This window comes from Acinetobacter sp. KH_038 (genome assembly GCF_057839405.1).
Map to the genome: position 1 here is coordinate 599,133 of NZ_CM174489.1, position 21,997 is coordinate 621,129.

Consider the following 21,997-nt stretch of genomic DNA (forward strand, 5'->3'; position numbering starts at 1 on the left):
TGATTCTAAGCGATTCATTAATTCAATTAAAATTGAAGATATAGATCTTATTGGTCGGTTTTTATTATCAATGCATGTTAGCAATGAACAGTATAGAATGAGTTTAATTCGTGGATATTCCCTGTATCTGGCTTAGGATTTAGTGACGTTTTTATGAACTCAACTGTACAAGAACAAACATCTGACCGACATGGCTGGGCAAAATCCTGGCTTTATACGCGAAAAATAACAGCTTCACTGGCTGTTATCAGTGAAGGGTTCTATCTGGTTTTTCGTCACGGTTTATACAAAAATCCGAACAATCCCTGCAATACCCGTTATGTGCAATATTTTTGCCGTCAGTTATGCAAAGTCTTCAATATCGAAGTCCAGGTGCATGGCGAGATTCCACGTGAACCCGCTTTATGGGTGAGTAACCATGTGTCCTGGCTGGATATTGCGGTATTGGGTTCAGGTGCGCGAGTATTCTTTTTGGCCAAAGCCGAAATTGAAAACTGGCCAATTCTGGGCAAACTGGCCAAAGGTGGCGGCACTTTATTTATCAAACGGGGTTCTGGTGATTCGGTGCGAATCCGTGAGCAGATTACCGGATTTTTAAAACAGAATATCCCGGTATTATTTTTTCCTGAAGCGACTACTTCTGATGGTCGCGCCATTAAAAAAGTGCATGGCCGGATTTTAGGCGCTGCAATTGAAGCACAGCGTCCGGTACAAATTTGCCTGATTTGTTATGTGAATCAGCACGGCGAACTGGATACTGTGGCGCCGTTTATTAATGACATCAGTTTTGCAGCGCATGTTAAAAAAGTCCTGGAGATGCCGCAAGTGATTGCACATTTGGTTGCTTTGCCTGCAATTGAAACTGAGGGGCATAGCGTGGAAAGCCTGACCCGTGTGGTACAGCAAACCATGCAGGCCGGTTTGAAAAATCTGCATGCTCGGGTACTAAAAAAGTCACTCTAAGAATAAGGCTGAGCAGTTCAGGAATTTAGAAAGAGACTCCTTTAACTTTTTACGACACAGCTTTAATTTTTAAATCAAATATTTAAATCATCGGTTCATTGGCTTTCGTTCAGATGAGCAGTGAAACTTTGCACGGAAACCATCTTGCGCTGCAATACACCTCAGATCTCAGACAGTTGCGGATAATTTTTCTAACCATCAAATAGAATCGTAAATTTAAAAAAAGAAATACCAGTCAATCGCTTGATTGACTGGTCTTAGCTATTTGGGGGCTTGTTTAGCTCAAACCAAGCGATTTTTTGCTTACATAAACCCTTCGATCGGCAACCAGGACACCAGTTTGAGTCCGGCTTTCTGATACCATTTTATTCCGGGTTCCTTGCTAAAGGTTTTAACCTCACCATTGGCTTTCTTGATCTTCCAGTTAATATTCTGCTGGGCATCCAGTACCAGTTTGTAGGCATATTTACTCAAGTTCTGGTCCATGGTCTCGTGCACTGCACGTGCCAAAGATGGACTGTTCAGTAGCACGCCAATTTCGGTATTCAGATAGGCCGAGCGTGGATCAAAATTAAATGAACCAATAAAGACCTGTTTCTGATCTACCGCCATCAGCTTGGCATGCAGACTGGAACGACTCAGACCTTTTAGACTGACTTTGGCTTTTTTGGAAATCTCTTCAGTATTGGCATTCAGGTTGTCGCTATCCGGTGCTGCCAGAAACTCATAGAGCTGTACATCATTTTCGAGTAGATCCTGACGATATTTGCCATAAAAGGCGTGTACCAGCGAAACGTCATTGGCTTTAAACGAATTGGTTAATACTCGAACCTTAATATTTTCATCAGCCAGTTTTTTTAAGCGGTCGGCCCCGATTTTTTCCGGAACGAAATAGGCAGAAACAATGTCGACACTGTGTTCGGGTTTTTCCAGATGTTGTAAGAGCTGAAAATTGAGATGTTCTTCAGTTCTGGCTTTGGCCTTGATTTTGCTCGGCGGATCTTTGACTACTTCAGCTTCAACCCAATCCAGCTGAATATTCTGTTCCAGCCATTCATCGAATGCTCTTGAACGATTTGCCAGATTCAGATAGTCCTGGGTAGCCGGGTTCTGGCTATGTGCTGCCAGTTGCTGTTTCAGGCTGGGAAAACGCAAGCCATGATGACGTGGATTGACAATTTCTTGCACCGGATAGGCATAATCATCATTCCAGTATTCATCGAAGGAGTGGATAATCTCATCTGAGGCGGCACCGACCAGCATCACATCGACATCAGAGAACTGATAACTTTCACTGACATTATAATACTGGTTGCTCATATTACGCCCGCCAATCAGTGCAATCTGGTTGTCGGCAATGAAGCTTTTATTATGCATGCGGCGGTTAATGCGTTTTAAATCCAGCAGCATGTCCATGGCGCGGTATTTACGAAAACGGTAGGGATTGTACAGTTTGACGTCGATATTCTGGTGCTGGTTTAAGGCCAGATAAATGCCTTCCATTTTCTTGGCATTATTGTCATCCATCAACAAACGCACTTTCACACCACGATCTGCCGCCTGAATAATGGCATGCAGGGCCAGGGCGCCAATCCGGTCATTATCCCAAATATAATATTGCAGATCCAGACTACGTTCTGCCTTGTTAATCAGCTGGATACGCGCAGCCAGTGCTTCGAGCGGATCATAGAGCACCCGATAACCGGTCAGACCGATATTCTGTGCACGTAAAGGCTCAACAATCTGTGCCAGACTGGTTTGTGAGGTATCGGTTTCAAATGCCATCTGGCTGGGCTGCTCGTTTTGTTTGGGTAGGGTACTACACGCAGGAATACCCAGTACCAGACTACAGCTCAGTAAAATGCCAGCTTTATAGCCATAACCTGAGGAAAAGCCGGCAGATTTCGTATGAGCTTGAGCGTGAGGAGCGTTGACCATAAACATCTAAGACTGAAAAATTTGAATTGAGTATAATGGCCAGCTATGAAAAGATAAATATAAAGCCAGTAATCAGCTCTTCGACTCGACAAGGCAAATTTATGTGGGATACCAGTTCCGTACTTTTTTATTTTTATCTCGGCATGGCCATTCTCGCCATCTGGGCTGTGTATCAGGCATGGTCAAGTCAGTCACGGACCGAGACCATTCATCCATTTAAAGCATTCTGCCATTTGCTGGCTTTTTACCTTTCCTATTTATTAGTCCCGTTGGTGTTCTTTAGTATTTATGCCGGATGGAGCGGTTATTATTCCTTGCATGAAGCCGTTTTTGTGTTTCTGATCAGTGCCGTGTTGAGTTATGCACGCTTTATTGAGCCACATTTAATTCAAGTGAAAACGACACAATATCAGATCAATGTGGATAAACGGTTACAGCAACCGGTCAAAATTGCCCTGATTGCAGATTTACATATCGGTCTGTTTTCTGGTCATGAACGGCAGTTAAGACAAATCGTACATAAATTAAATCATGTTCAACCGGATTTGGTGGTAGTTGCCGGAGACTGGACTTATGAGCCGGAAAATAAACTGGCACAAGAACTGGCCGTTCTAAAAGAGATTCATGCACCGGTCTACTCAGTCAATGGCAATCATGATGAGCAATATCCGGGGCCACCGATTCAGGCCTTGTTGCAGTATGCGCTGAAGGTCAATCAGGTTATGGATATTGAGGGGCAAATTGTCGAGTTTGATGAATTCCGGCTCTTGGGAGTAGGCGATCTCTGGGCTGGCAAAGCCGATATGCGCAGTTTGCCAGACTTGCCGCAGGACAAACCCTGGGTCATTTTGTCGCATAATCCGGATACGGTGGACATGATTCCCAAATTGCCGACGCGTCCTCTGATGCTGTCGGGACATACTCATGGCGGACAGGTGGAGCTGCCTTGGCTGACTGATTACGTGATGAAAAAAGTGTCAATCTTGGGACACAAGAAGGGCATGTACCGTCATCAACATGCAGATGTGTTTGTCACTGTCGGCACCGGGCTGGTCGGTGTGCCGTTCCGTTTTCGAGTACCGCCCACCATCGATATTATTGAACTGATCTAAATGGATGTTTGCCCGGTTCAGCTTTAACTGAGGATCCAGACCAGAATCAGCAGCAGCACTGCAATGGCAGCCAGCATCCAGATTTTCTTTTCGATTTTTCGTGTCGGAACTTCTTCGCGTAATTGCCGAGCTGTGACTTCAGCTTCGGTCGGGGTATTCAGGCTTGGATGGGCCGGAACCTCAAGCGGGGGTGTCACCAGATCAATTTCACCGGCATCATCACTAAAGCGCGGGCCTGTGCTCTCGGTTTTCATGACCACATCGTGCTCACGGACAATTTCCTCAATCACTTGCAGCGCTTGAATTTCATTCAATGTGGTCTGCTCGGTGATATAGCGAACGGCCTCTATTTTCTTATCATCTTCCAGCAAAATGATGATATTGACTAGCTGTTCCTGGCTCAGCGATTGAATCAGCTCCTGCATGATCTTGCCTCATTTTTTTAAATAGAGTCCATTTGATTGTTGAGCAACTTTCGCGAGATAAGTAGCAGAGTTTTGTTGTGAAATCATAAAAAAGCCAGCATCGAGTGCTGGCTTTTCCATCAAGCTAAAATCTTAGATTTGATTGTTAACATCATCATGCTTAGTTTCACGGATCAGCAGGAATGCGATCAGTGACAGGATAGATGCTGCGGTCAGATAATAGCCTACTGCTGACAAACCGTAAGCGGTTGCCAGTTTGGTTGCAATCAGCGGTGCAAAGGATGCCCCGAAGATGCCTGCCAGGTTAAAGGTCAATGCAGAACCGGTATAACGTACTGAAGTCGGAAAGATTTCAGACAATACCGTGCCGATTGGCCCATAAGTCAAGCCCATGATCGCCAGACCAATACACAAGAACAGGAACACCACCAAGGTGCTACCAGACTCTAGCATATCGGCAAAGAAGATCCCGAAAATGGCAGAGATAACACATACTGCTATCGAGGTGGTCTTGCGACCAAACTTCTCGGCCAATACTGCTGAAAGCGGGATAAAGGCCGCGAAACAGAGTGTTGCAACCAGCTGCAATTGCAGGAATTCTTCACGAGAATAACCGAGTTGTTTGGTGCCCCATTGCAATGCAAAGACTGTAGTGAGGTAGAACACCACGAAGGTACAGATTGCAGCGATGGTGCCCAGCACCAGCATGCGAGAATGCTTTTTAAAGACCTGAACAAACGGAATATTTACTTCTTTTTGTTTATCCAGCACCTTTTGGAAGGCTGGTGTTTCATGCAGTTTTAAACGAATCCATAGACCGACGATTACCAGCAAGGCGCTTGAAATAAACGGAATACGCCAGCCCCAAGCCATAAACTCTGCTTCAGACATCAATGCGCCAAGGGTCAAGAAGGAACCTGTCGCCAGAATAAAACCGATGGGAGCGCCTAGCTGCGGGAACATGCCATACCAGGCACGTTTACCTTCAGGCGCATTTTCGGTGGCAAGCAGAACCGCACCCGACCATTCACCGCCCAGACCCAAGCCCTGACCCAGACGGCACAGCGCCAACAATAAGGGCGCAGCAATACCAATCTGTGCATAAGTAGGCAGCAAGCCAATTGCAACGGTGGAAATCCCCATGGTCAGCAAGGCTGCAACCAATGTGGCCTTTCGTCCGATCCGGTCACCTAAATGACCAAAGAGTGCTGCACCAATCGGACGGGCAATAAAAGCAATGGCGAAAGTGGCCAGTGACTGAATTGTTGCCGTCATTGGGTCTGTGCTTGCAGGGAAGAACAGATATGGAAAAATAATAACAGCAGCAGTGGCATAAATATAAAAATCGAAGAACTCGATTGTAGTACCGACCAAGCTCGCAGTTAAAACGCGAAATTTTGAATTTTGTGCTGGCTGAGCAGCAGAATTAGACGACGCCATGAAGAACCTTACACTTACTAAAAATAAAAAAGCTTAGTTTTAAAAGCGTAATCTTTTTAAAAAAGGCGTAATTTTTTAAAAAAACAACTGCAATCTTCTCGCTTTTACTCGCTCAGGGTCACTGAAATGAAAAAGGAAATGATTAAATCACGTAAAGATAGATAGACAGAAAATGTGATCCTGCGCCTATCAATACAAATATGTGCCAGATAGCGTGAGTATATCTTACTCTTTTTAAAGCGTAAAACAATGCACCTACAGTGTATGCTAAACCACCAATAATCAGAAAGGTTAAAGATTGAGCACTGAGATATTGCTGCATATCATCCATGACCAGCAGGGCCAGCCAGCCCATCACCAGATAAGCCACTAAAGAAATTTTCTGGAAACGATGAATGAATACGAACTTGAAAAGTGTTCCAATAATGGCAATGATCCACAGCGCGATCAGTAAATACTGGGCTTTGGCGGTGGGAATGGCAATCGAGAGAAACGGCGTATAGGTTCCGGCGATTAAATAATAAATTGCGGTATGATCCACTTTTTTGTAAAAATAGCGACGATCTGCCGAGGTTGCCATGTGATAGAGCATGGATGCAGAGAACAGCACAATCATGCTCAGCGCATAGACCCAGAGTCCGATCCATTGTCCAGTACTGAGATAAGATCCTTTAACAATCAATAGAATGCCAGCGATTACCGATAGCCCGGCACCTATAGCATGGCTGATATAATTAATCCGTTCCTCATTGTGATCATAATCTGGAATCAGTGGAGCATTCTGCATGATTGTCATTCTTCTTTAAAATATACACTTGTATAGTAATTCAATTTTGCTTTTAGGTTAAGAAGATTTAAACTTGATCTGCAATTCATTTCAGGTTTTATCTATGTCAACGTTGGCAACTCTCTCGGATCAGGAACAGCAGTTCTTAGCTACATTTCAACAAGCTGTTGAAAGTGATCAATTTGATCGTCTGATCTTAAGCCAGTATAAAGGTGAACTGCAGGATTTAGAGAAAATGACCTTGCGAGTCATTTCATTAAATGAACAGAAAATATTGAGCTGCCTGTATCGTTACAAGACTCAGGATGTCACCAAAAACTATCCTTTAGCCGATGCGTTGTCGCAGGTCACCGGGTTGCTCGCAGCGTGCAAGCAAGCCAATTTGCTGACGCTAGACGAAGAATTACAGCTCAAGAAAAACAAGAAAAAAGTCATGCTGACCCGTACTAAAAACAAACACCCGGCGCTTCAGGCCAAGCCTGCGGAGCAGGGCCATGACCGGATCAAACAGCGTTTTGTGGATCAGGACAGCATCTTTTTACAGCATCTCGGCATTAGCGATCAAAAAGCACAGATCATTCCCAGCATGGCGCGTAAATGGAAACAGATTAACAAGTTTGTCGAGATCTTTTCTGGTGCCCTGGCACAAATCAAGCCACAAGCCGAAGGCCTGCGTGTGGTCGATTTCGGTTCCGGTAAAGGCTATCTGACCTGTGCTTTATATGACTATATGCAAAAACAGGGTCAGACGCCGTGGGTGACCGGAGTCGAGCTGAATCCGAAAATGGTCGAATTCTGCCAAAATGTTGCAGATCAGTCAGGCTTTCAGCAGCTCGACTTTTTTCAGGGTGATGTGCGTACCTATGCACCCGAACGCCTGGATGTGATGATTGCTTTGCATGCCTGTGATGCCGCCACTGATTTTGCGATTCATAGCGGTATACGCCTGAATGCACAGATGATCATGTGTGCGCCATGTTGTCATAAAGAACTGCGTCCACAGTTACAGGCGCCAAAAGTATTGAGTCCGATGTTGCAATTTGGCATTCATGCCGGGCAGCAGGCCGAAATGCTGACCGATAGCATTCGCGCTTTATTGCTCAAAGCCTATGGTTATGAAACCAAGGTTTTTGAATTTGTGGCATTAGAACATACCAGTAAAAATAAAATGATTCTGGCGACAAAACGCCGGGATTATCAACAGCCTGATCAGGAGGTCTTGGCACAGATTCAGGCCTTGAAAGAAATGTATGGTATTCAGAAACACTCACTGGAATTGTTATTAAATAATCAGTGGGATCAGCAGGGGATTGGTTCTAAATGCTAAACCATTCGGAGCTAAAAATTGTTGCCGGGAGCTGGGACGAATTACAGCAGCATGCCAAGGCCATCCGTGAAGCCGTATTTATTCAAGAACAGAATATCGCTGCTGAAGATGAATGGGATGAGCTAGATGCTCTTTCCATCCATTTTGTGGTCCATGCACAGGATCAGGCAGTAGCAACTGCAAGGCTGCTGGCAAATAACAGTGTAGGTCGCGTTGCAGTTTTAAAGTCATATCGTGGTTTGAAGATCGGACAGCAATTAATGCAGGCGATTATCAATTATGCTCATGCAGATCATCGGGAAAATTTAAAACTGTCGTCGCAAGTACATGCCATCGGTTTCTATCAGGCACTGGGTTTCGAAGTTCAAGGCGAAGAATATCTGGACTGTGGCATTCCGCATATTGATATGTATTTAAAGCTTTAAGTGTTTTCTTTATTGATTTAGATATAAAAAAAGCGAGGCATTGACCTCGCTTTTTTATGCATAGACTGAATCTGAATTAGTGGCCATGTGCAGCATTGGAACTGTGCTCGGTATTGTCCATATTGGCATGTTCTTCAGCCGGCATATTGTGCTGATTGTCCGCAGCATTGGGCTGGGTCATCGTGGCAGCTTCACGTGCTTCACGATCGGCCTGAGCTTTTGCAATCGCTTCCGGAGACATGGTTGGTGCATTCTTAAAAGCATGCTGCTGGGTGTTCTGCTTGTTTTGCTGGCTTGGCATATAATCCGGTTCATTGCTCACCGCAAGCCAAAATAACAACATGAATAATCCACCTAAAATACAGAAGATAATAAGTGCTTTCCAACCCCAAGGAGATTTTTCAGGTGAACTGTGATCAGTCATTGCATTAACCATGTAAATATCAAACTTATGTAACTTTATAACATACATAGATCAAAAAATGGATCAAAATCTGTGTTCGGGTTGCTGTATAAAAACTTAAGCCTGAGAGCAAAAATAACAAAAGAGGAGTACAACTCCTCTTTTCTAGAATCTATAAATTATTGAATCGGCTGGGCGTGTGCTGCGCAATCTTTGAGGAGTTGTGGAGCTTTAAAACGTTCGCCATACTTGGTTTCCAGCACCTTGGCCCGGGTTAGTGCCTTGGCCAGACCATACTGATTCAGAAATTGCACTGCACCGCCCGTCCAGGCCGCAAAGCCAATGCCAAAAATGGAACCGACATTGGCATCCACGACAGATTCCAGTACACCTTCTTCCAGACAGCGCACGGTATCCAGTGCTTGCACAAACAGGAAACGATCCATCATTTCCTGTTCAGAAATATCGTTGTCTTGTTTCCAGTGGCTGAGGCCTGCCCAGAGCTGCTTTTTGGCATCGGCTGGATAGTCATAAAAACCTGCACCGGCAGCCTTACCTTTACGGTTAAACTCATGAATCATGCAATGAATCACGTCATCAGCGGGTGATTTAGTGATGGTCTGACCTTGTGCCTGCAAAGCCTGATATCTTTCATTGGCTACATGTTCAGATAAGGTTAAGGACACTTCATCCTGAATCGCCAATGGGCCCACTGGCATGCCGGCTTTGAGTGCAGCCATTTCGATTCGCGCCGGATGTACACCTTCTGCCAGCAGACGTAAGCCTTCCTGCACAAAGGTACCAAAGACACGACTGGTAAAGAATCCCCGACTGTCATTCACTACAATCGGCAGTTTGCCAATCTGCTGGACGAAATCAAAAGCTTTGGCCAATGTTTCTGCTGAAGTATTTTGACCTTTGATAATTTCGACCAGTTGCATCTTATCGACCGGACTGAAGAAATGCAGACCGATAAAGTTCTGAGCATTTTTTGAAGCCTGGGCCAAATCAGTAATAGGCAGGGTCGAGGTATTGGATGCCATGACGCCGTTGCTGGCAAGATATGGTTCAGCCTCTTGCGTCACTTGTGCCTTGAGTTGCTGATTTTCAAATACCGCTTCAATGATCAGGTCACAACCGGCCAGATCTTCATTGGATGCTGTCGCTTGAATCAGACCTAAAAGCTGTTCTCGTTTTTCGGCTGATAAGCGTCCTTGAGCAACTTTTTTATCCAGCAGTTTCTGGCTATAAGCTTTACCTTTTTCAGCTGCTTCAAGTGAAATATCTTTCAGAACCACTGGAATGCCTTTGCTGGCAGTAGCATAGGCGATCCCTGCACCCATCATGCCTGCACCCAAAATCCCCACTTTGCTTGCTTTCCATTTTGCAATGTCTTGAGGACGGCTGGCACCGGACTTGATGGCATTCAGGCCATGCCAGAAGGTACCAATCATGTTTTTAGAAATTTGACCGGTGGCCAGATAAGTAAAGTAACGTGATTCAATGGTCAGCGCGGTATCGACATCAACCTGTGCACCTTCGACTGCGGCTGACATGATTGCTTCAGGCGCGGGATAACAGCCTTTGGTTTTATCACGTAGCATCGCCGGAGCAATTGCCAGCATTTGTGCAACCGCCGGTGTGAATGGACTGCCCCCCGGAATTTTATAGCCTTTTAGATCAAATGGTTGTTGTGACTTTGGATTGGCTTTAATCCAGGCAATGGCTTTGTCTAAAAGTTCATCTGCACTTTCTGCGACATCATGAATCAGTCCTAAAGATTTGGCTTTATCGACGCCAAACTGTTTGCCTTCCATCAATAAAGGAAAGGCATTTTGCAGGCCAAGCAGGCGGACCATGCGGACAATACCACCACCACCGGGTAATAATCCGAGTGTGACTTCAGGCAGGCCAAACTTGCTTTTAGGGTCATTCAGTGCAATACGATGATGGGCACACAGGGCAATTTCCCAGCCACCGCCAAGCGCCGTACCATTCAAGGCAGCCACAACCGGAATACCACGAGTTTCGATATAGCGCATTTGTGCTTTCATCTCTTCAATCATGTTGAAGAATTCAGTCGCATGTTCAGGTGTGGCTTGAATCAGTTCATCCAGATCGCCGCCAGCAAAAAAGGTTTTTTTCGCAGACCGGAAAATGATACCGCTAATGTTTTCATCGGCTTTAAGTTTTTCTACAGTTTCAGCCAAGGCAGCACGAAAATCTGCATTCATGGTATTGGCAGACTGGTTTGGAGAATCAAAAGTTAAAATAACAATATTGTCGGCATTTTTTTCAAACTGAATTGCGCTCATTGTTCTTCTCCTTATACCAGTTCAATAATGGTGGCGATGCCCATGCCGCCGCCGACACAAAGTGTAGCCAGGCCGCGTTTTTTGCCCTGACGTTCTAACTCATCTAAAAGTGTGCCTAAAATCATGGCACCAGTTGCTCCTAAAGGATGACCCATGGCAATGGCACCGCCATTGACATTTACTTTGGCAGGATCGACCTTCATTTCATTGATAAAACGCATCACTACAGCCGCAAAAGCTTCATTGACTTCAAACAGGTCAATATCCTCAATCGTGAGTCCGGCTTTAGCCAGAGCTTTACGTGCAGCCGGGGCAGGGCCGGTCAGCATAATGGTTGGATCGGCTCCGACCAGCGCCGTGGCCAGTACTTTGGCACGTGGTTTTAGTCCTTGTTCTTTGACCGCCTGTTCTGATGCAATCAAGACCACGGCAGCACCATCGACGATTCCGGAAGAATTCCCGGCATGATGCACATGGTTGACAGTACCGACTTCAGGATATTTTTGCAGGGCGATGGCATCAAAGCCCATCTGTCCCATGGTGGCAAAGCTTAGATTGAGTTTGCCCAGACCTTCCGCGGTGGTGGTTGGTTTGATAAATTCATCTTGATCTAGAATGACGACACCAGCTTTGTCTTTGACCGGCACGATTGAATTTTTAAAATAGCCATTGGCTTGTGCGGTCGCGGCTTTCTTCTGGGATTGTTCGGCAAAAGTATCGACATCTGTACGGCTATAACCATCAATCGTTGCAATCAGGTCAGCACCGATCCCTTGCGGAATAAAGTCACAGGCCATATTGGTTTCCGGGTCAAGCGCCCAGGGGCCGCCATCGGAACCCATCGGCACGCGGGACATGGATTCGACGCCGCCTGCAACGACCAGATCTTCCCAGCCGGAACGGACTTTTTGTGCGGCCAGATTGACCGCTTCCAGGCCAGAAGCACAGAAGCGGTTGATCTGCACGCCAGCGACATTATTGTCCCAGCCTGCTGCAATTGCTGCAGTTTTGGCAATATTCGCTCCCTGATCCCCAATCGGAGTGACACAGCCCAGCACGATATCATCGACTTTTGAGGTGTCCAGCCCATGACGGTCTTTCAGTTCATTGAGTAAGGTGGTGAGCAATGTAATCGGCTTGACTTCATGCAGTGAACCATCTTTTTTGCCTTTTCCGCGTGGCGTGCGAATGGCGTCAATAATATATGCCTCGCTCATAGCATGTCCCTTTTATTGATTTAATGAAAATTATTCTAATGATTCGAGTGTAATACTTAATTTTTGAAGTGCAATGACGAAAACGGGCCAGATCATTTGACGATTTTCGCCAATAAAAAAAGCCCAAGTAGAAACTTGGGCTGGAGAAGCGGATATCTTGCAACTTAATTAATGATAACCATGCAACTGACGATACAGACCTGGTGTCACACCGGTCCATTTTTTGAAAGCGCGATGGAAGGTGCTGGTTTCACTGAAACCGACTTGCTGCGCGACATCTTCCAAGGTCAGCTCTGGATTCAGGAGCAAGTGAATTGCAGCATCACGGCGCAGGGCATCTTTTACACCCTGATAGCTTTTGCCTTCGGCGGCCAGACGGCGACGCAAAGTTTGTGGCGATAAGTACAGCATCGAAGCAACATCATTCAATGTCGGCATTTCTTCACCAATCTGGCTTTTCAGTACATCACGGATACGTGAAGTCAGCGAGTTGGTGTTTTTGAATTTCACTAGCAATTGTGCCGGCGCAGCTTTTAAAAACTCTTCTAAGGTTTCTTCATTCTGGCGGATTGGCAGGTCCAGATAATCCGCAGCGAAGGTAATTTCGGTACGTGGCGTATCAAACTGCATCACAGGTGCGAAGAACAATGCATCATATTCATCTGCATGTGCAGGACGGGGATAACTAAAGTGGACACGTTCCAATGGTAAACGGCGTTCAATCAGCCAGGATGCCAGACCATGCCAGATCATCAGCATGCTTTCAGTAATGAAATGATCCGGATCCATTGCATTTGGAATGAGTGGTACCAGACGTGCTTCGTGTTTGTCGCGTTCCAGTGTTACCGACCAGTCATCACCAAAGAGCTTATAAAACTGTGAAGACAGTTCCAGTGCATCACCCAGGGTTTTGGCATGAATGACCAGCTGGCACATGATGGCAAAAGTTCCCAGACGACGCGGTTGCTTGTCAAAGCCGACATGCTCGTCCTGGGTCACCATCCATAACATTTTAATAAAACGGGTATATTGTTCAGGTGAAATACGGGCTTTGGGTTGATGCAGTAATTCTGCTTCAATTCCGACGTGAGACAATAAAGTATCGACATCCATGCCTAGGCGCTTCACGCCAGATAAGGCTGCATTGACGAAATGGATACTGATCGTATCACGACTCATGTTTAATCCTTCAGTCTCTTTAATGTTCACTAATATTTGACCTAAATGACGAAAAATAATAAAGCAATGGCAATTTACAAGAATACCTTTGCCATTTTCTTACATATTAGATTGCCGAAACTATCAAGGTAAATGGCTGAACATGACATTGTTTTTATGCATTTATGTTTCTATGATGCTAAAAAAAGTAATATAAGTAGAGCAAATACTCCAATGTCATATAGCTTAAAAGGATTGAAAATCCTCGACTTTTCTACACTTCTACCTGGTCCGTTTGCGACATTATATCTGGCTGATCTCGGTGCTGAGGTTGTGCATATTGAATCACCGAGCCGTCCCGACCTGTTGCGTTTAATGCCACCCTTTGCCAATGGACAGGCCACTTCACAGAGTTATCTGAACCGAAACAAGCAATCGGTGGCGCTGGATTTAAAAGATCCAGCCAATATCGAACTGGTCAAATCCAGAATTGCAAATTATGACATTGTGATTGAGCAATTCCGCCCCGGCGTGATGCAACGTCTTGGACTGGACTATGAAACTTTAACTGAAATTAACCCGAAACTGATTTACTGCTCCATTACCGGCTATGGCCAAACGGGGAGCTACAAAGCTAAAGCAGGGCACGACATCAATTATCTGGCCCTGTCGGGAATTGCCGGACACAGTGGCCGGATTAAAAGTGGCCCTCCAGCATTGGGCATTCAGGTCGCCGATGTGGCAGGTGGTTCCATGCATGCCGTGATTGCAATTCTGGCTGCTGTCATTGAACGTCAGCAAAGCGGTCAAGGCCAGTATATTGATATTTCGATGACCGATTGTGTGGTGACGATGAATACTCTGGCCGCATCCGCCAGTCTGGCTGGCAATCAGCATCAATCGCCAGAATCTGGTTATCTGAATGGTGGAACTTTCTATGATTATTATGAAACCCAGGATGGACGTTATCTGTCAATTGGCAGTCTGGAACCACAGTTTATGCAGGGACTGGCACAGGCTTTAGAGTTGCCGATTATTCTGGAAAAAGGCAATTCTTTTGCTCCAGAAGATCGTGCTGCAGTGAAGCAGGCGATTCAAAATAGAATAAAGTCGAAACCCTTAACCGAATGGCAAGCGTTATTTGCAGTACTGGACGTCTGTGTCGAACCGGTTCTTAGTCTTGAAGAAGCTTTGCATTCTGATCTGGCCGAACAGCGAGGCTGGGTGGCGCAGGTACCATTAAAACTGAATAGTCAGCAGACTGAAGCACAACTGGCCTGTCCGATTAAATTTTCACGCTCCAAGATACGCTATGATTTTGTCGGACAACTTTTAGGAGAATCTCAAAATTGGTAATATTTTTAGTGGATTAATGGCTATGTTAAGGGTAGAAGATAGCAATGTCTCTTTATGAAAATAAATGCTAAGAATCTCAAAATTAAATCATTATTAGCTGAAAAGGAAAGTATCTGCGCTAAATACTGAGATCAATGAAACTTTGGCAGGCTTATCAATAAAACCGCTATGAAATATGTATAAAAAGCATTTTATTGATAGGTTTAATCTCGCTATCCTTGCGCTCGATATAATAGAAACTACTAGCTGTACGCCATGTATTTATATACTGATTTTGATCAGCAACTGATTAATGAACGTGTTGCGCAGTTCCGTGACCAAACGGAACGTTATTTAGCCGGAAAACTCACTGAAGATGAGTATCGTCCGCTTCGTCTGCAAAATGGTTTGTACGTACAGCGTTATGCGCCAATGTTACGTATTGCCGTGCCTTATGGTTTGATGAACTCAAAACAACTGCGTAAAGTGGCTGATTTGGCAAAAGAATATGACCGTGGCTACGCGCATATTTCGACCCGTCAAAATATCCAGTTTAACTGGCCTGCGCTGGAAAATGTGCCGGATATGCTGGCTGAACTGGCGACTGTGCAAATGCACGCGATTCAGACTTCAGGTAACTGTATCCGTAATACCACGACTGACCAGTATGCAGGTGTGGTAGCTGGTGAAATTGCTGATCCGCGTCCGACCTGTGAATTGATCCGTCAATGGTCAACTTTCCATCCGGAATTCGCCTTCTTGCCACGTAAGTTCAAGATTGCAGTGTCTGCCCTTGAAGAAACCGATCGCGCCGCAACGGCTTTCCACGATATTGGTGTATATATCGTGAAAAATGAAGCTGGCGAAATGGGTTACAAGATCAAGGTTGGTGGTGGTCTGGGCCGTACTCCGGTAATTGGCAGCTTTATTCGTGAGTTCTTGCCACGTGAAGACCTGATTGCTTATCTTGAAGCAGTACTGCGTGTCTATAACCTGCATGGCCGTCGCGACAATAAATATAAAGCGCGTATCAAGATTCTGGTCAAAGCTTTAACGCCAGCGGTATTTGCAGAAAAAGTTGAAGCTGAATTTGCGCATACTGTTAAGACCTTGAAAATCGATGCTGCAACTCTGGCAAAAATGGATGAGAACTTCACACCATTTGACTACCAGGATTATGCAGATGAAGATTTCACTGAACTGTTTGCGCAATATCCAAAATTCAAACAATGGTTCAACATCAATACCAATGCCCATAAAGTGAAAGGTTATCGTATTGTCACGATTTCACTGAAACGTGCCGGCATTGCACCAGGGGATGTGACCACTGAAGAAATGAACCTGATCGCCGACCTTGCCGATCAGTACACGTTTGGTGAGCTGCGTACCACACATGAACAAAACATCTCGCTGGTCGATGTGCCGCAAAAAGATTTGTTCGCGGTATGGCAGACCCTTGAGCAAAACAACCTGGCACGTGCGCATATCGGTTTCTTGACCGACATCATTTGCTGCCCGGGCGGTGACTTCTGTTCATTGGCGAATGCGAAATCGATTCCAATTTCTGAAGCAATTTCACGCCGTTTTGATGATCTGGATACCATTTATAACTTAGGTAAACTGGATCTGAATATTTCAGGCTGTATGAATGCCTGTGGTCATCACCATGTCGGTAATATCGGGATTTTGGGTGTTGATAAAAAAGGTGCCGAGTTCTACCAGATTACGCTTGGTGGTAATGCAGACCATGACGCATCAATCGGTGACATCTTAGGCCCATCATTTGCAGCAGACCTGGTGCCGGATATCGTAGAAGAAATTCTGAATACCTATCTTGACTTGCGTCAGGACGGTGAAGAGTTTATCGATACCTATCGCCGTGTTGGCATCCAACCATTCAAGGAGCGTGCATATGCTTAATACCGCACTCGCAGTGCTCTCTAAAGATGGCACAGTGACAGAAAATACATACCAGCTCATCGGTGAAGACGGTGTATTACCGCAAGGTGATGTAGTTCTAACGGTTGAACAGTTAGATCAAATTGCGAATGTTTCAGGTAAAAAAGCATTGTACTTGACCGTTGATGCTTCACCTGAAACTAATGAATTTCCGCTTGACGAGCTAGATGCAATTTTCATTGAATTTGCAGGCTTTAATGATGGTCGTGGTTATTCATTTGCTGCATTATTACGTCGCCAAGGTTTCCAAGGCGAACTTCGTGCCACAGGTGATGTATTCAAAGACGTGTTGAACTACATGAAGCGTTCTGGCTTCGATACCTTTGTGATTAAAGAAGGTAAAGATGTTCAGGAAGCTGCTGCCGGTTTAAATGATTTTAAAAATCCGTACCAGGCATCAACTGCAGTGAATCAAGCGAATTATCAAACAGGTGCTTAAAGTCATCCTTGAGCGTCTTATCAAAAAATAAGTATGCACTTATTTACAAACAAAAAGCCTGCGTAGCAGGCTTTTTGTTTGCGTTGACTCTTTAGATATGATTTTTAACCAAGCTAAAAATGCTTTAATTTGGTGCGAAATCATGTAGCGTAAGTACGCTTCTGCTGGTAGTAATGCGAGCAGAGCGCCAATTTTTAAAGCATGCAAAATCAATCAAGAAGGCGATTTCAATGCGATCGTCATCTGATTTTTTTTTTAATTTTTTCATGACGAAGTGACTTGTCTTTATGCAAAATTCGATCCGTATTGGTATTGCTGGTTATGGCAACTTGGGGCGTGGCGTTGAAACTGCCATTCAAAAAAATCCTGATTTACAACTTGTGGGTATTTTTACCCGTCGTGCGCCTGAAACGGTATCTCCTTGCTTCGCTGCAACCCAAGTGTTCCATATGGACTCACTTGCAGATTTTCAAGATAAAATTGATGTCCTGATTTTATGTGGCGGTTCAAAAGACGATTTACCGCAACAAGGGCCTATCTTAGCCAGCCAGTTTAATATTGTGGACAGTTTTGATACTCATGCCCGTATTCCTGAATATTATGCAGCAGTAGATGCACCTGCCACAGCCAACAAAAAAACTGCGATGATTTCGATTGGCTGGGATCCAGGCATGTTTTCAATCAACCGTTTATTTGGTGAAGCCTTACTACCAGATGGCGAAACTTATACCTTCTGGGGCAAGGGTTTAAGCCAAGGTCACTCAGATGCAATTCGCCGTGTTGAGAGTGTTAAAGCGGGTGTGCAATACACGATTCCATCAACTGATGCGATGGATAAAGTGCGTAGTGGTGCGCGCCCAGTCTTGAGTACCAAAGAAAAACATACACGTGAGTGCTATGTGGTACTTGAAGAAGGTGCAGATGCAAAGGCGGTTGAACAGGCGATCGTGACCATGCCGGATTACTTCGCTGACTATGACACGACTGTAAATTTCATTGATGAAGCAACTTTAGCACAAGATCATCAACGTATGCCGCATGGTGGTTTTGTAATTCGCAGTGGAAATACCAGTGATGCACATAAACAAGTGCTTGAGTTTTCATTAAAACTGGAAAGTAATCCAGAGTTTACAGCCAGTGTTCTGGTCGCCTATGCACGTGCCACTTATCGCTTGAATCAGATGCAGCAGTATGGTGCCAAGACGGCATTTGACGTGGCACCGGGCCTGTTATCAATGAAATCGCCTGAGCAGCTTCGTAAAGAAATTCTTTAAGCCTTATTGTTAAAAGTACTACTTTTAATTTGAATGATAAAAAGCCTCCGAGTGGAGGCTTTTTATTGCAACTTTAAATCCTCTCTCCCTTTGGGATAGAGTTAGAGAGAGGGAGGCGACCTCTCCCTAGCCCTCTCCTAGAAGGAGAGATAATTTATTAGATCAACTCAATCGCCACAGCAGTCGCTTCACCACCACCAATACACAGTGCTGCAATACCGCGTTTACCACCAGTACGTTTTAATGCATGAATCAAGGTCAGGATAATACGTGAACCGGTTGAACCGACCGGATGACCGAGTGCACAGGCACCGCCATTAATGTTGACTTTTTCAGGATCGAGTTTGAACTCATCCATTGGACACATGGTGACCATGGCAAAGGCTTCATTGATTTCCCAAAGATCGACATCCTGAGCATTCCAACCTGCTTTATCGAGAACCTTTTGAATTGCACCGACTGGTGCTATGGTAAATTCGGAAGGATGCTGCGAGTTAGATGCATAGGCAATAACTTTTGCCAGAGGATTTAAACCTTTTGCTGCTGCATGATCTGCTGAGCTAATGACTAAAGCTGATGCGCCATCAGAAATCGAGCTGGCGTTGGCTGCGGTAATGGTGCCATCTTTGGCAAATGCCGGACGCAGGGTTGGAATTTTGTCGATATTGGCATTGAAGGGTTGTTCATCTTTATCAACAACCACATCACCTTTGCGTGTTTTTACCGTCACAGCTACGATTTCATCAGAAAAATAGCCTTCATTTACAGCAGTTTGTGCACGTTTTAATGAGCGAATGGCGAAATCATCCATTTGTTCACGGGTATAGCCTTTGGTATTGGCCATATCCTGGGCAAATGAACCCATCAAACGACCAGTTTCGGCATCTTCAAGACCATCAAGGAACATATGGTCTTTGATTTCACCATGCCCCATACGGAACCCGCCACGTGCCTTAGGCAGCACATAAGGTGCATTGGTCATTGATTCCATACCCCCGGCCACCACAATATGTGCAGAGCCGGCTTTAATCATATCGGCTGCTTGCATCACTGCTTTCATGCCAGAACCACATAGCTTATTAATGGTTACAGCCCCAGTCGAATCCGGCAGACCTGCCTGACGCATTGCTTGACGTGCAGGCCCCTGTTTTAAACCTGCAGGAAGAACACAACCCATAATGACTTCTTCAATATCTGCGGGTTGTAAACCTGCACGAGCAATTGCTTCTTTAATTGAAGCGGCACCAAGTTCAGGAGCAGTTACACTGGCAAGGCTGCCTTGAAAGCCACCCATGGCTGTACGTGCACCATTGACAATCACGATGTCGGTCATTGTTATATCTCCGTATAAGTTTTAATCAATTTTTCAAACATAAGCAGTATATTGAAAAAAACCCAGGATTGAAGGGTTAATCGCAGTCAATCTTAAACTGCATAGTTCTGTTAGCATGAGGAGAGGCTTTCTACCCGGATATGCCCCATTTTACTCAGCACGATGCGCTGTTGGCTCGAAAGCTGAGTAGAACAATAATAGAAACTGCCATTTGAACCAATCGGAAGGGCCGTATGCGCCTGATAAGTGACACTCGGCGAGCTTAAAGCACCCCGCCAGCTCAGGTTGCCATATTTAAGATTTAGTGCATCAATGTGTAAAATTTGTTCGCCTGCATCGACTTGCCGGTTTTTATTTTTATCAATAAAGACCAGTATATTTTTATTCCATTGATTGGGGTGACAGCTGAGTGAATCCTGACTGGGACAGATCACAATATTCTGGTGAAACACGGCAGCCTGACTACGTGCATAACGGTTAACCGCAGATAATTTGATAGGAATCTGTTTGGCTTCCTGTCTGGACTGATATTCATGAAAGTAAGGCAGGGCAATACTGGTCAAAATTGCAAGCACTGCAACACAGATAATTAATTCAACAATAGTGAACGCTCTTGTTATTTTTCTATACATAGAGTTACCTGATTTATATATTATTTTTATAGGAAACATGTTATTAATTATGCGTTTTTTATGCTTTGTTGAGCGTGTAATTTAGCTGTTACTCAAAATTCAAGAAAGCTATTAAAAAATAATTGGCAATCACAATAGGTCATTCAGAATAAAAAATTGAGTAAAAAATTACTGAATTACAACGGAAATTGTAAGTAATTTTGTCAATAATTTACTTGATTAAATTAATCAAGCACTTGGAAAAATAATAAAGTGTTTGTATGATGCCATGTGAATAGCTTAAGAATAAAACTGGGGTAATAAAAAGCCTATCTCAGGATGGCCTATTACGGGCTTGAGCTTGAACAACAATTGTTATCTCTGGAGGATAAATCCATGAAAATGAGTCGTATTGCTTTAGCTATGCTTGTAGCTGCACCTTTTGCTGCTGCAAATGCAGGCGTAACTGTTACTCCGTTGATGTTAGGTTATACATTCCAAGACACTCAGCACAACAATGGCGGTAACGATGGTGAGTTAACAACTTCTGGTCAAATGGAAGATGATTTATTTGTAGGTGCTGCTATTGGTGTAGAACTTACTCCTTGGTTAGGTTTTGAAGCTGAATATAGCCAAGTAAAAGGCGATATGACAGATCTACCTGGTGCTGAATACAAAGGTCAGAATATTGCAGGTAACTTCTATGCAACTTCTGATGTATTCACTGGTAACTATGACAGCAAAGTAAAGCCATACATGCTGTTGGGTGCGGGTCACTACAAATATGAATTTGATGGTGCTACTGAAGCTCAATTAGGTCGTGTTGGTCGTGGTTTTGAAGAAGAAGGTACGCTAGGTAACGCGGGTATCGGTGCATTCTGGCACATCAACGATGCATTGGCACTACGTACTGAAGCTCGTGGTACTTACCACTTTGACGAAAAATTCTGGAACTATACAGCACTTGCTGGTCTTAACGTAGTTCTAGGTGGCCGTCTGAAACCAGCTGCTCCAGTAGTAGAAGTTGCTCCAGTTGAGCCTGTAACTCCGGTTGCTCCAGCTCCACAAGAGTTGACTGAAGATCTGAACATGGAACTTCGTGTGTTCTTTGATACCAACAAATCAAACATCAAAGATCAATACAAACCAGAAATCGCGAAAGTTGCTGAGAAGCTAGTTGAATATCCAAACGCTACTGCTCGCATCGAAGGTCACACTGATAACACTGGTCCACGTGCACTAAACGAACGTTTATCTCTGGCTCGTGCTAACTCTGTTAAATCTTCACTTGTGAATGAATACAACGTAGATGCATCTCGCTTGTCTACTCAAGGTTTCGCTTGGGATCAACCGATTGCTGACAACAACACTAAAGAAGGTCGTGCTATGAACCGTCGTGTATTCGCGACAATCACTGGTAGCCGTACTGTACTTGTTGAAGGTCAAGAACAACAAGCTCAATAATTAATTATTGAATTGTTAAAAAAGCGGCTCATATGAGCCGCTTTTTTTATCTCTGAATTTTAACTACACTAC

Annotated in this window: 19 protein-coding genes; 9 read left to right on the top strand and 10 right to left on the bottom strand. The window is 44.6% G+C overall.

What is annotated here, in order from left to right; all coding sequences use genetic code 11:
• Positions 1–153: 153 nt before the first annotated feature.
• Positions 154–963: a lysophospholipid acyltransferase family protein gene (locus AC3IT7_RS02765; protein ID WP_489249308.1), complete on the top strand. Its 810-nt coding sequence runs from the start codon at positions 154–156 to the stop codon at positions 961–963.
• A gap of 303 nt (positions 964–1,266) precedes the next feature.
• Here the strand turns inward: AC3IT7_RS02765 and AC3IT7_RS02770 are convergent, their stop codons facing one another.
• Positions 1,267–2,901, bottom strand: a complete 1,635-nt coding sequence (locus tag AC3IT7_RS02770; RefSeq protein WP_489249309.1) for a phospholipase D family protein — start codon at positions 2,899–2,901, stop codon at positions 1,267–1,269.
• A 101-nt stretch (positions 2,902–3,002) separates the two neighbouring features.
• On the opposite strand from AC3IT7_RS02770, the gene AC3IT7_RS02775 reads away from it, so the two are divergent.
• Positions 3,003–4,013, top strand: a complete 1,011-nt coding sequence (locus AC3IT7_RS02775; protein ID WP_489249310.1) for a metallophosphoesterase — start codon at positions 3,003–3,005, stop codon at positions 4,011–4,013.
• A gap of 23 nt (positions 4,014–4,036) precedes the next feature.
• On the opposite strand, the gene AC3IT7_RS02780 is transcribed toward AC3IT7_RS02775, so the two are convergent.
• The 3 genes from AC3IT7_RS02780 to trhA all read right to left on the bottom strand — a co-directional run bounded on the left by AC3IT7_RS02780 (position 4,037) and on the right by trhA (position 6,665).
• Positions 4,037–4,438, bottom strand: coding sequence for a hypothetical protein (locus AC3IT7_RS02780; protein ID WP_489249311.1), 402 nt, complete (start codon positions 4,436–4,438; stop codon positions 4,037–4,039).
• Between the two features lie 132 nt (positions 4,439–4,570).
• Positions 4,571–5,878, bottom strand: a complete 1,308-nt coding sequence (locus AC3IT7_RS02785) for an MFS transporter (protein ID WP_475654637.1) — start codon at positions 5,876–5,878, stop codon at positions 4,571–4,573.
• Between the two features lie 142 nt (positions 5,879–6,020).
• Positions 6,021–6,665 (bottom strand): PAQR family membrane homeostasis protein TrhA, encoded by a 645-nt coding sequence (gene trhA / locus AC3IT7_RS02790; RefSeq protein WP_489249312.1) that lies wholly within the window; start codon positions 6,663–6,665, stop codon positions 6,021–6,023.
• Between the two features lie 103 nt (positions 6,666–6,768).
• Here trhA and AC3IT7_RS02795 point away from each other — a divergent pair, with 103 nt between their 5' ends.
• Complete coding sequence (locus tag AC3IT7_RS02795; RefSeq protein ID WP_489249313.1) at positions 6,769–7,992, top strand: class I SAM-dependent methyltransferase; 1,224 nt, start codon at positions 6,769–6,771, stop codon at positions 7,990–7,992.
• Entirely contained in the window at positions 7,986–8,417 is a 432-nt protein-coding gene (locus AC3IT7_RS02800) for a GNAT family N-acetyltransferase (protein WP_489249314.1), read from the top strand. Before AC3IT7_RS02795 ends, AC3IT7_RS02800 begins: the two co-directional genes overlap by 7 nt.
• A gap of 76 nt (positions 8,418–8,493) precedes the next feature.
• Here the strand turns inward: AC3IT7_RS02800 and AC3IT7_RS02805 are convergent, their stop codons facing one another.
• The 4 genes from AC3IT7_RS02805 to AC3IT7_RS02820 all read right to left on the bottom strand — a co-directional run bounded on the left by AC3IT7_RS02805 (position 8,494) and on the right by AC3IT7_RS02820 (position 13,531).
• Entirely contained in the window at positions 8,494–8,841 is a 348-nt protein-coding gene (locus AC3IT7_RS02805) for a hypothetical protein (RefSeq protein WP_489249315.1), read from the bottom strand.
• Positions 8,842–8,999: 158 nt separating this feature from the next.
• Entirely contained in the window at positions 9,000–11,135 is a 2,136-nt protein-coding gene (locus AC3IT7_RS02810; RefSeq protein WP_489249316.1) for a 3-hydroxyacyl-CoA dehydrogenase NAD-binding domain-containing protein, read from the bottom strand.
• Between the two features lie 11 nt (positions 11,136–11,146).
• Positions 11,147–12,352: an acetyl-CoA C-acetyltransferase gene (locus AC3IT7_RS02815; protein WP_489249317.1), complete on the bottom strand. Its 1,206-nt coding sequence runs from the start codon at positions 12,350–12,352 to the stop codon at positions 11,147–11,149.
• 168 nt (positions 12,353–12,520) lie between these two features.
• A complete protein-coding gene (locus AC3IT7_RS02820; RefSeq protein WP_475654644.1) occupies positions 12,521–13,531 on the bottom strand; it encodes an AraC family transcriptional regulator in 1,011 nt (336 codons plus the stop codon).
• A 213-nt stretch (positions 13,532–13,744) separates the two neighbouring features.
• On the opposite strand from AC3IT7_RS02820, the gene AC3IT7_RS02825 reads away from it, so the two are divergent.
• The 4 genes from AC3IT7_RS02825 to AC3IT7_RS02840 all read left to right on the top strand — a co-directional run bounded on the left by AC3IT7_RS02825 (position 13,745) and on the right by AC3IT7_RS02840 (position 18,517).
• Complete coding sequence (locus tag AC3IT7_RS02825) at positions 13,745–14,866, top strand: CaiB/BaiF CoA transferase family protein (protein WP_489249318.1); 1,122 nt, start codon at positions 13,745–13,747, stop codon at positions 14,864–14,866.
• Positions 14,867–15,121: 255 nt separating this feature from the next.
• Entirely contained in the window at positions 15,122–16,765 is a 1,644-nt protein-coding gene (locus AC3IT7_RS02830) for a nitrite/sulfite reductase (protein WP_475654646.1), read from the top strand.
• Positions 16,758–17,243 carry a DUF934 domain-containing protein gene (locus AC3IT7_RS02835; RefSeq protein WP_489249319.1) on the top strand — a complete coding sequence of 162 codons (486 nt, stop codon included), beginning with the start codon at positions 16,758–16,760 and terminating at the stop codon, positions 17,241–17,243. Before AC3IT7_RS02830 ends, AC3IT7_RS02835 begins: the two co-directional genes overlap by 8 nt.
• Before the next feature lie 287 nt (positions 17,244–17,530).
• The gene (locus AC3IT7_RS02840) at positions 17,531–18,517 is read left to right on the top strand and encodes a diaminopimelate dehydrogenase (RefSeq protein WP_489249320.1); all 987 of its coding nucleotides are present in this window, start codon (positions 17,531–17,533) and stop codon (positions 18,515–18,517) included.
• Between the two features lie 157 nt (positions 18,518–18,674).
• Here the strand turns inward: AC3IT7_RS02840 and AC3IT7_RS02845 are convergent, their stop codons facing one another.
• Complete coding sequence (locus AC3IT7_RS02845; protein ID WP_489249321.1) at positions 18,675–19,850, bottom strand: thiolase family protein; 1,176 nt, start codon at positions 19,848–19,850, stop codon at positions 18,675–18,677.
• A 110-nt stretch (positions 19,851–19,960) separates the two neighbouring features.
• Positions 19,961–20,482 carry a GspH/FimT family pseudopilin gene (locus AC3IT7_RS02850; protein WP_489249322.1) on the bottom strand — a complete coding sequence of 174 codons (522 nt, stop codon included), beginning with the start codon at positions 20,480–20,482 and terminating at the stop codon, positions 19,961–19,963.
• Positions 20,483–20,857: 375 nt separating this feature from the next.
• Between AC3IT7_RS02850 and omp38 the strand changes: the two genes are divergently transcribed.
• Positions 20,858–21,925: an outer membrane protein Omp38 gene (gene omp38, locus AC3IT7_RS02855; protein ID WP_489249323.1), complete on the top strand. Its 1,068-nt coding sequence runs from the start codon at positions 20,858–20,860 to the stop codon at positions 21,923–21,925.
• Positions 21,926–21,997 lie beyond the last annotated feature (72 nt).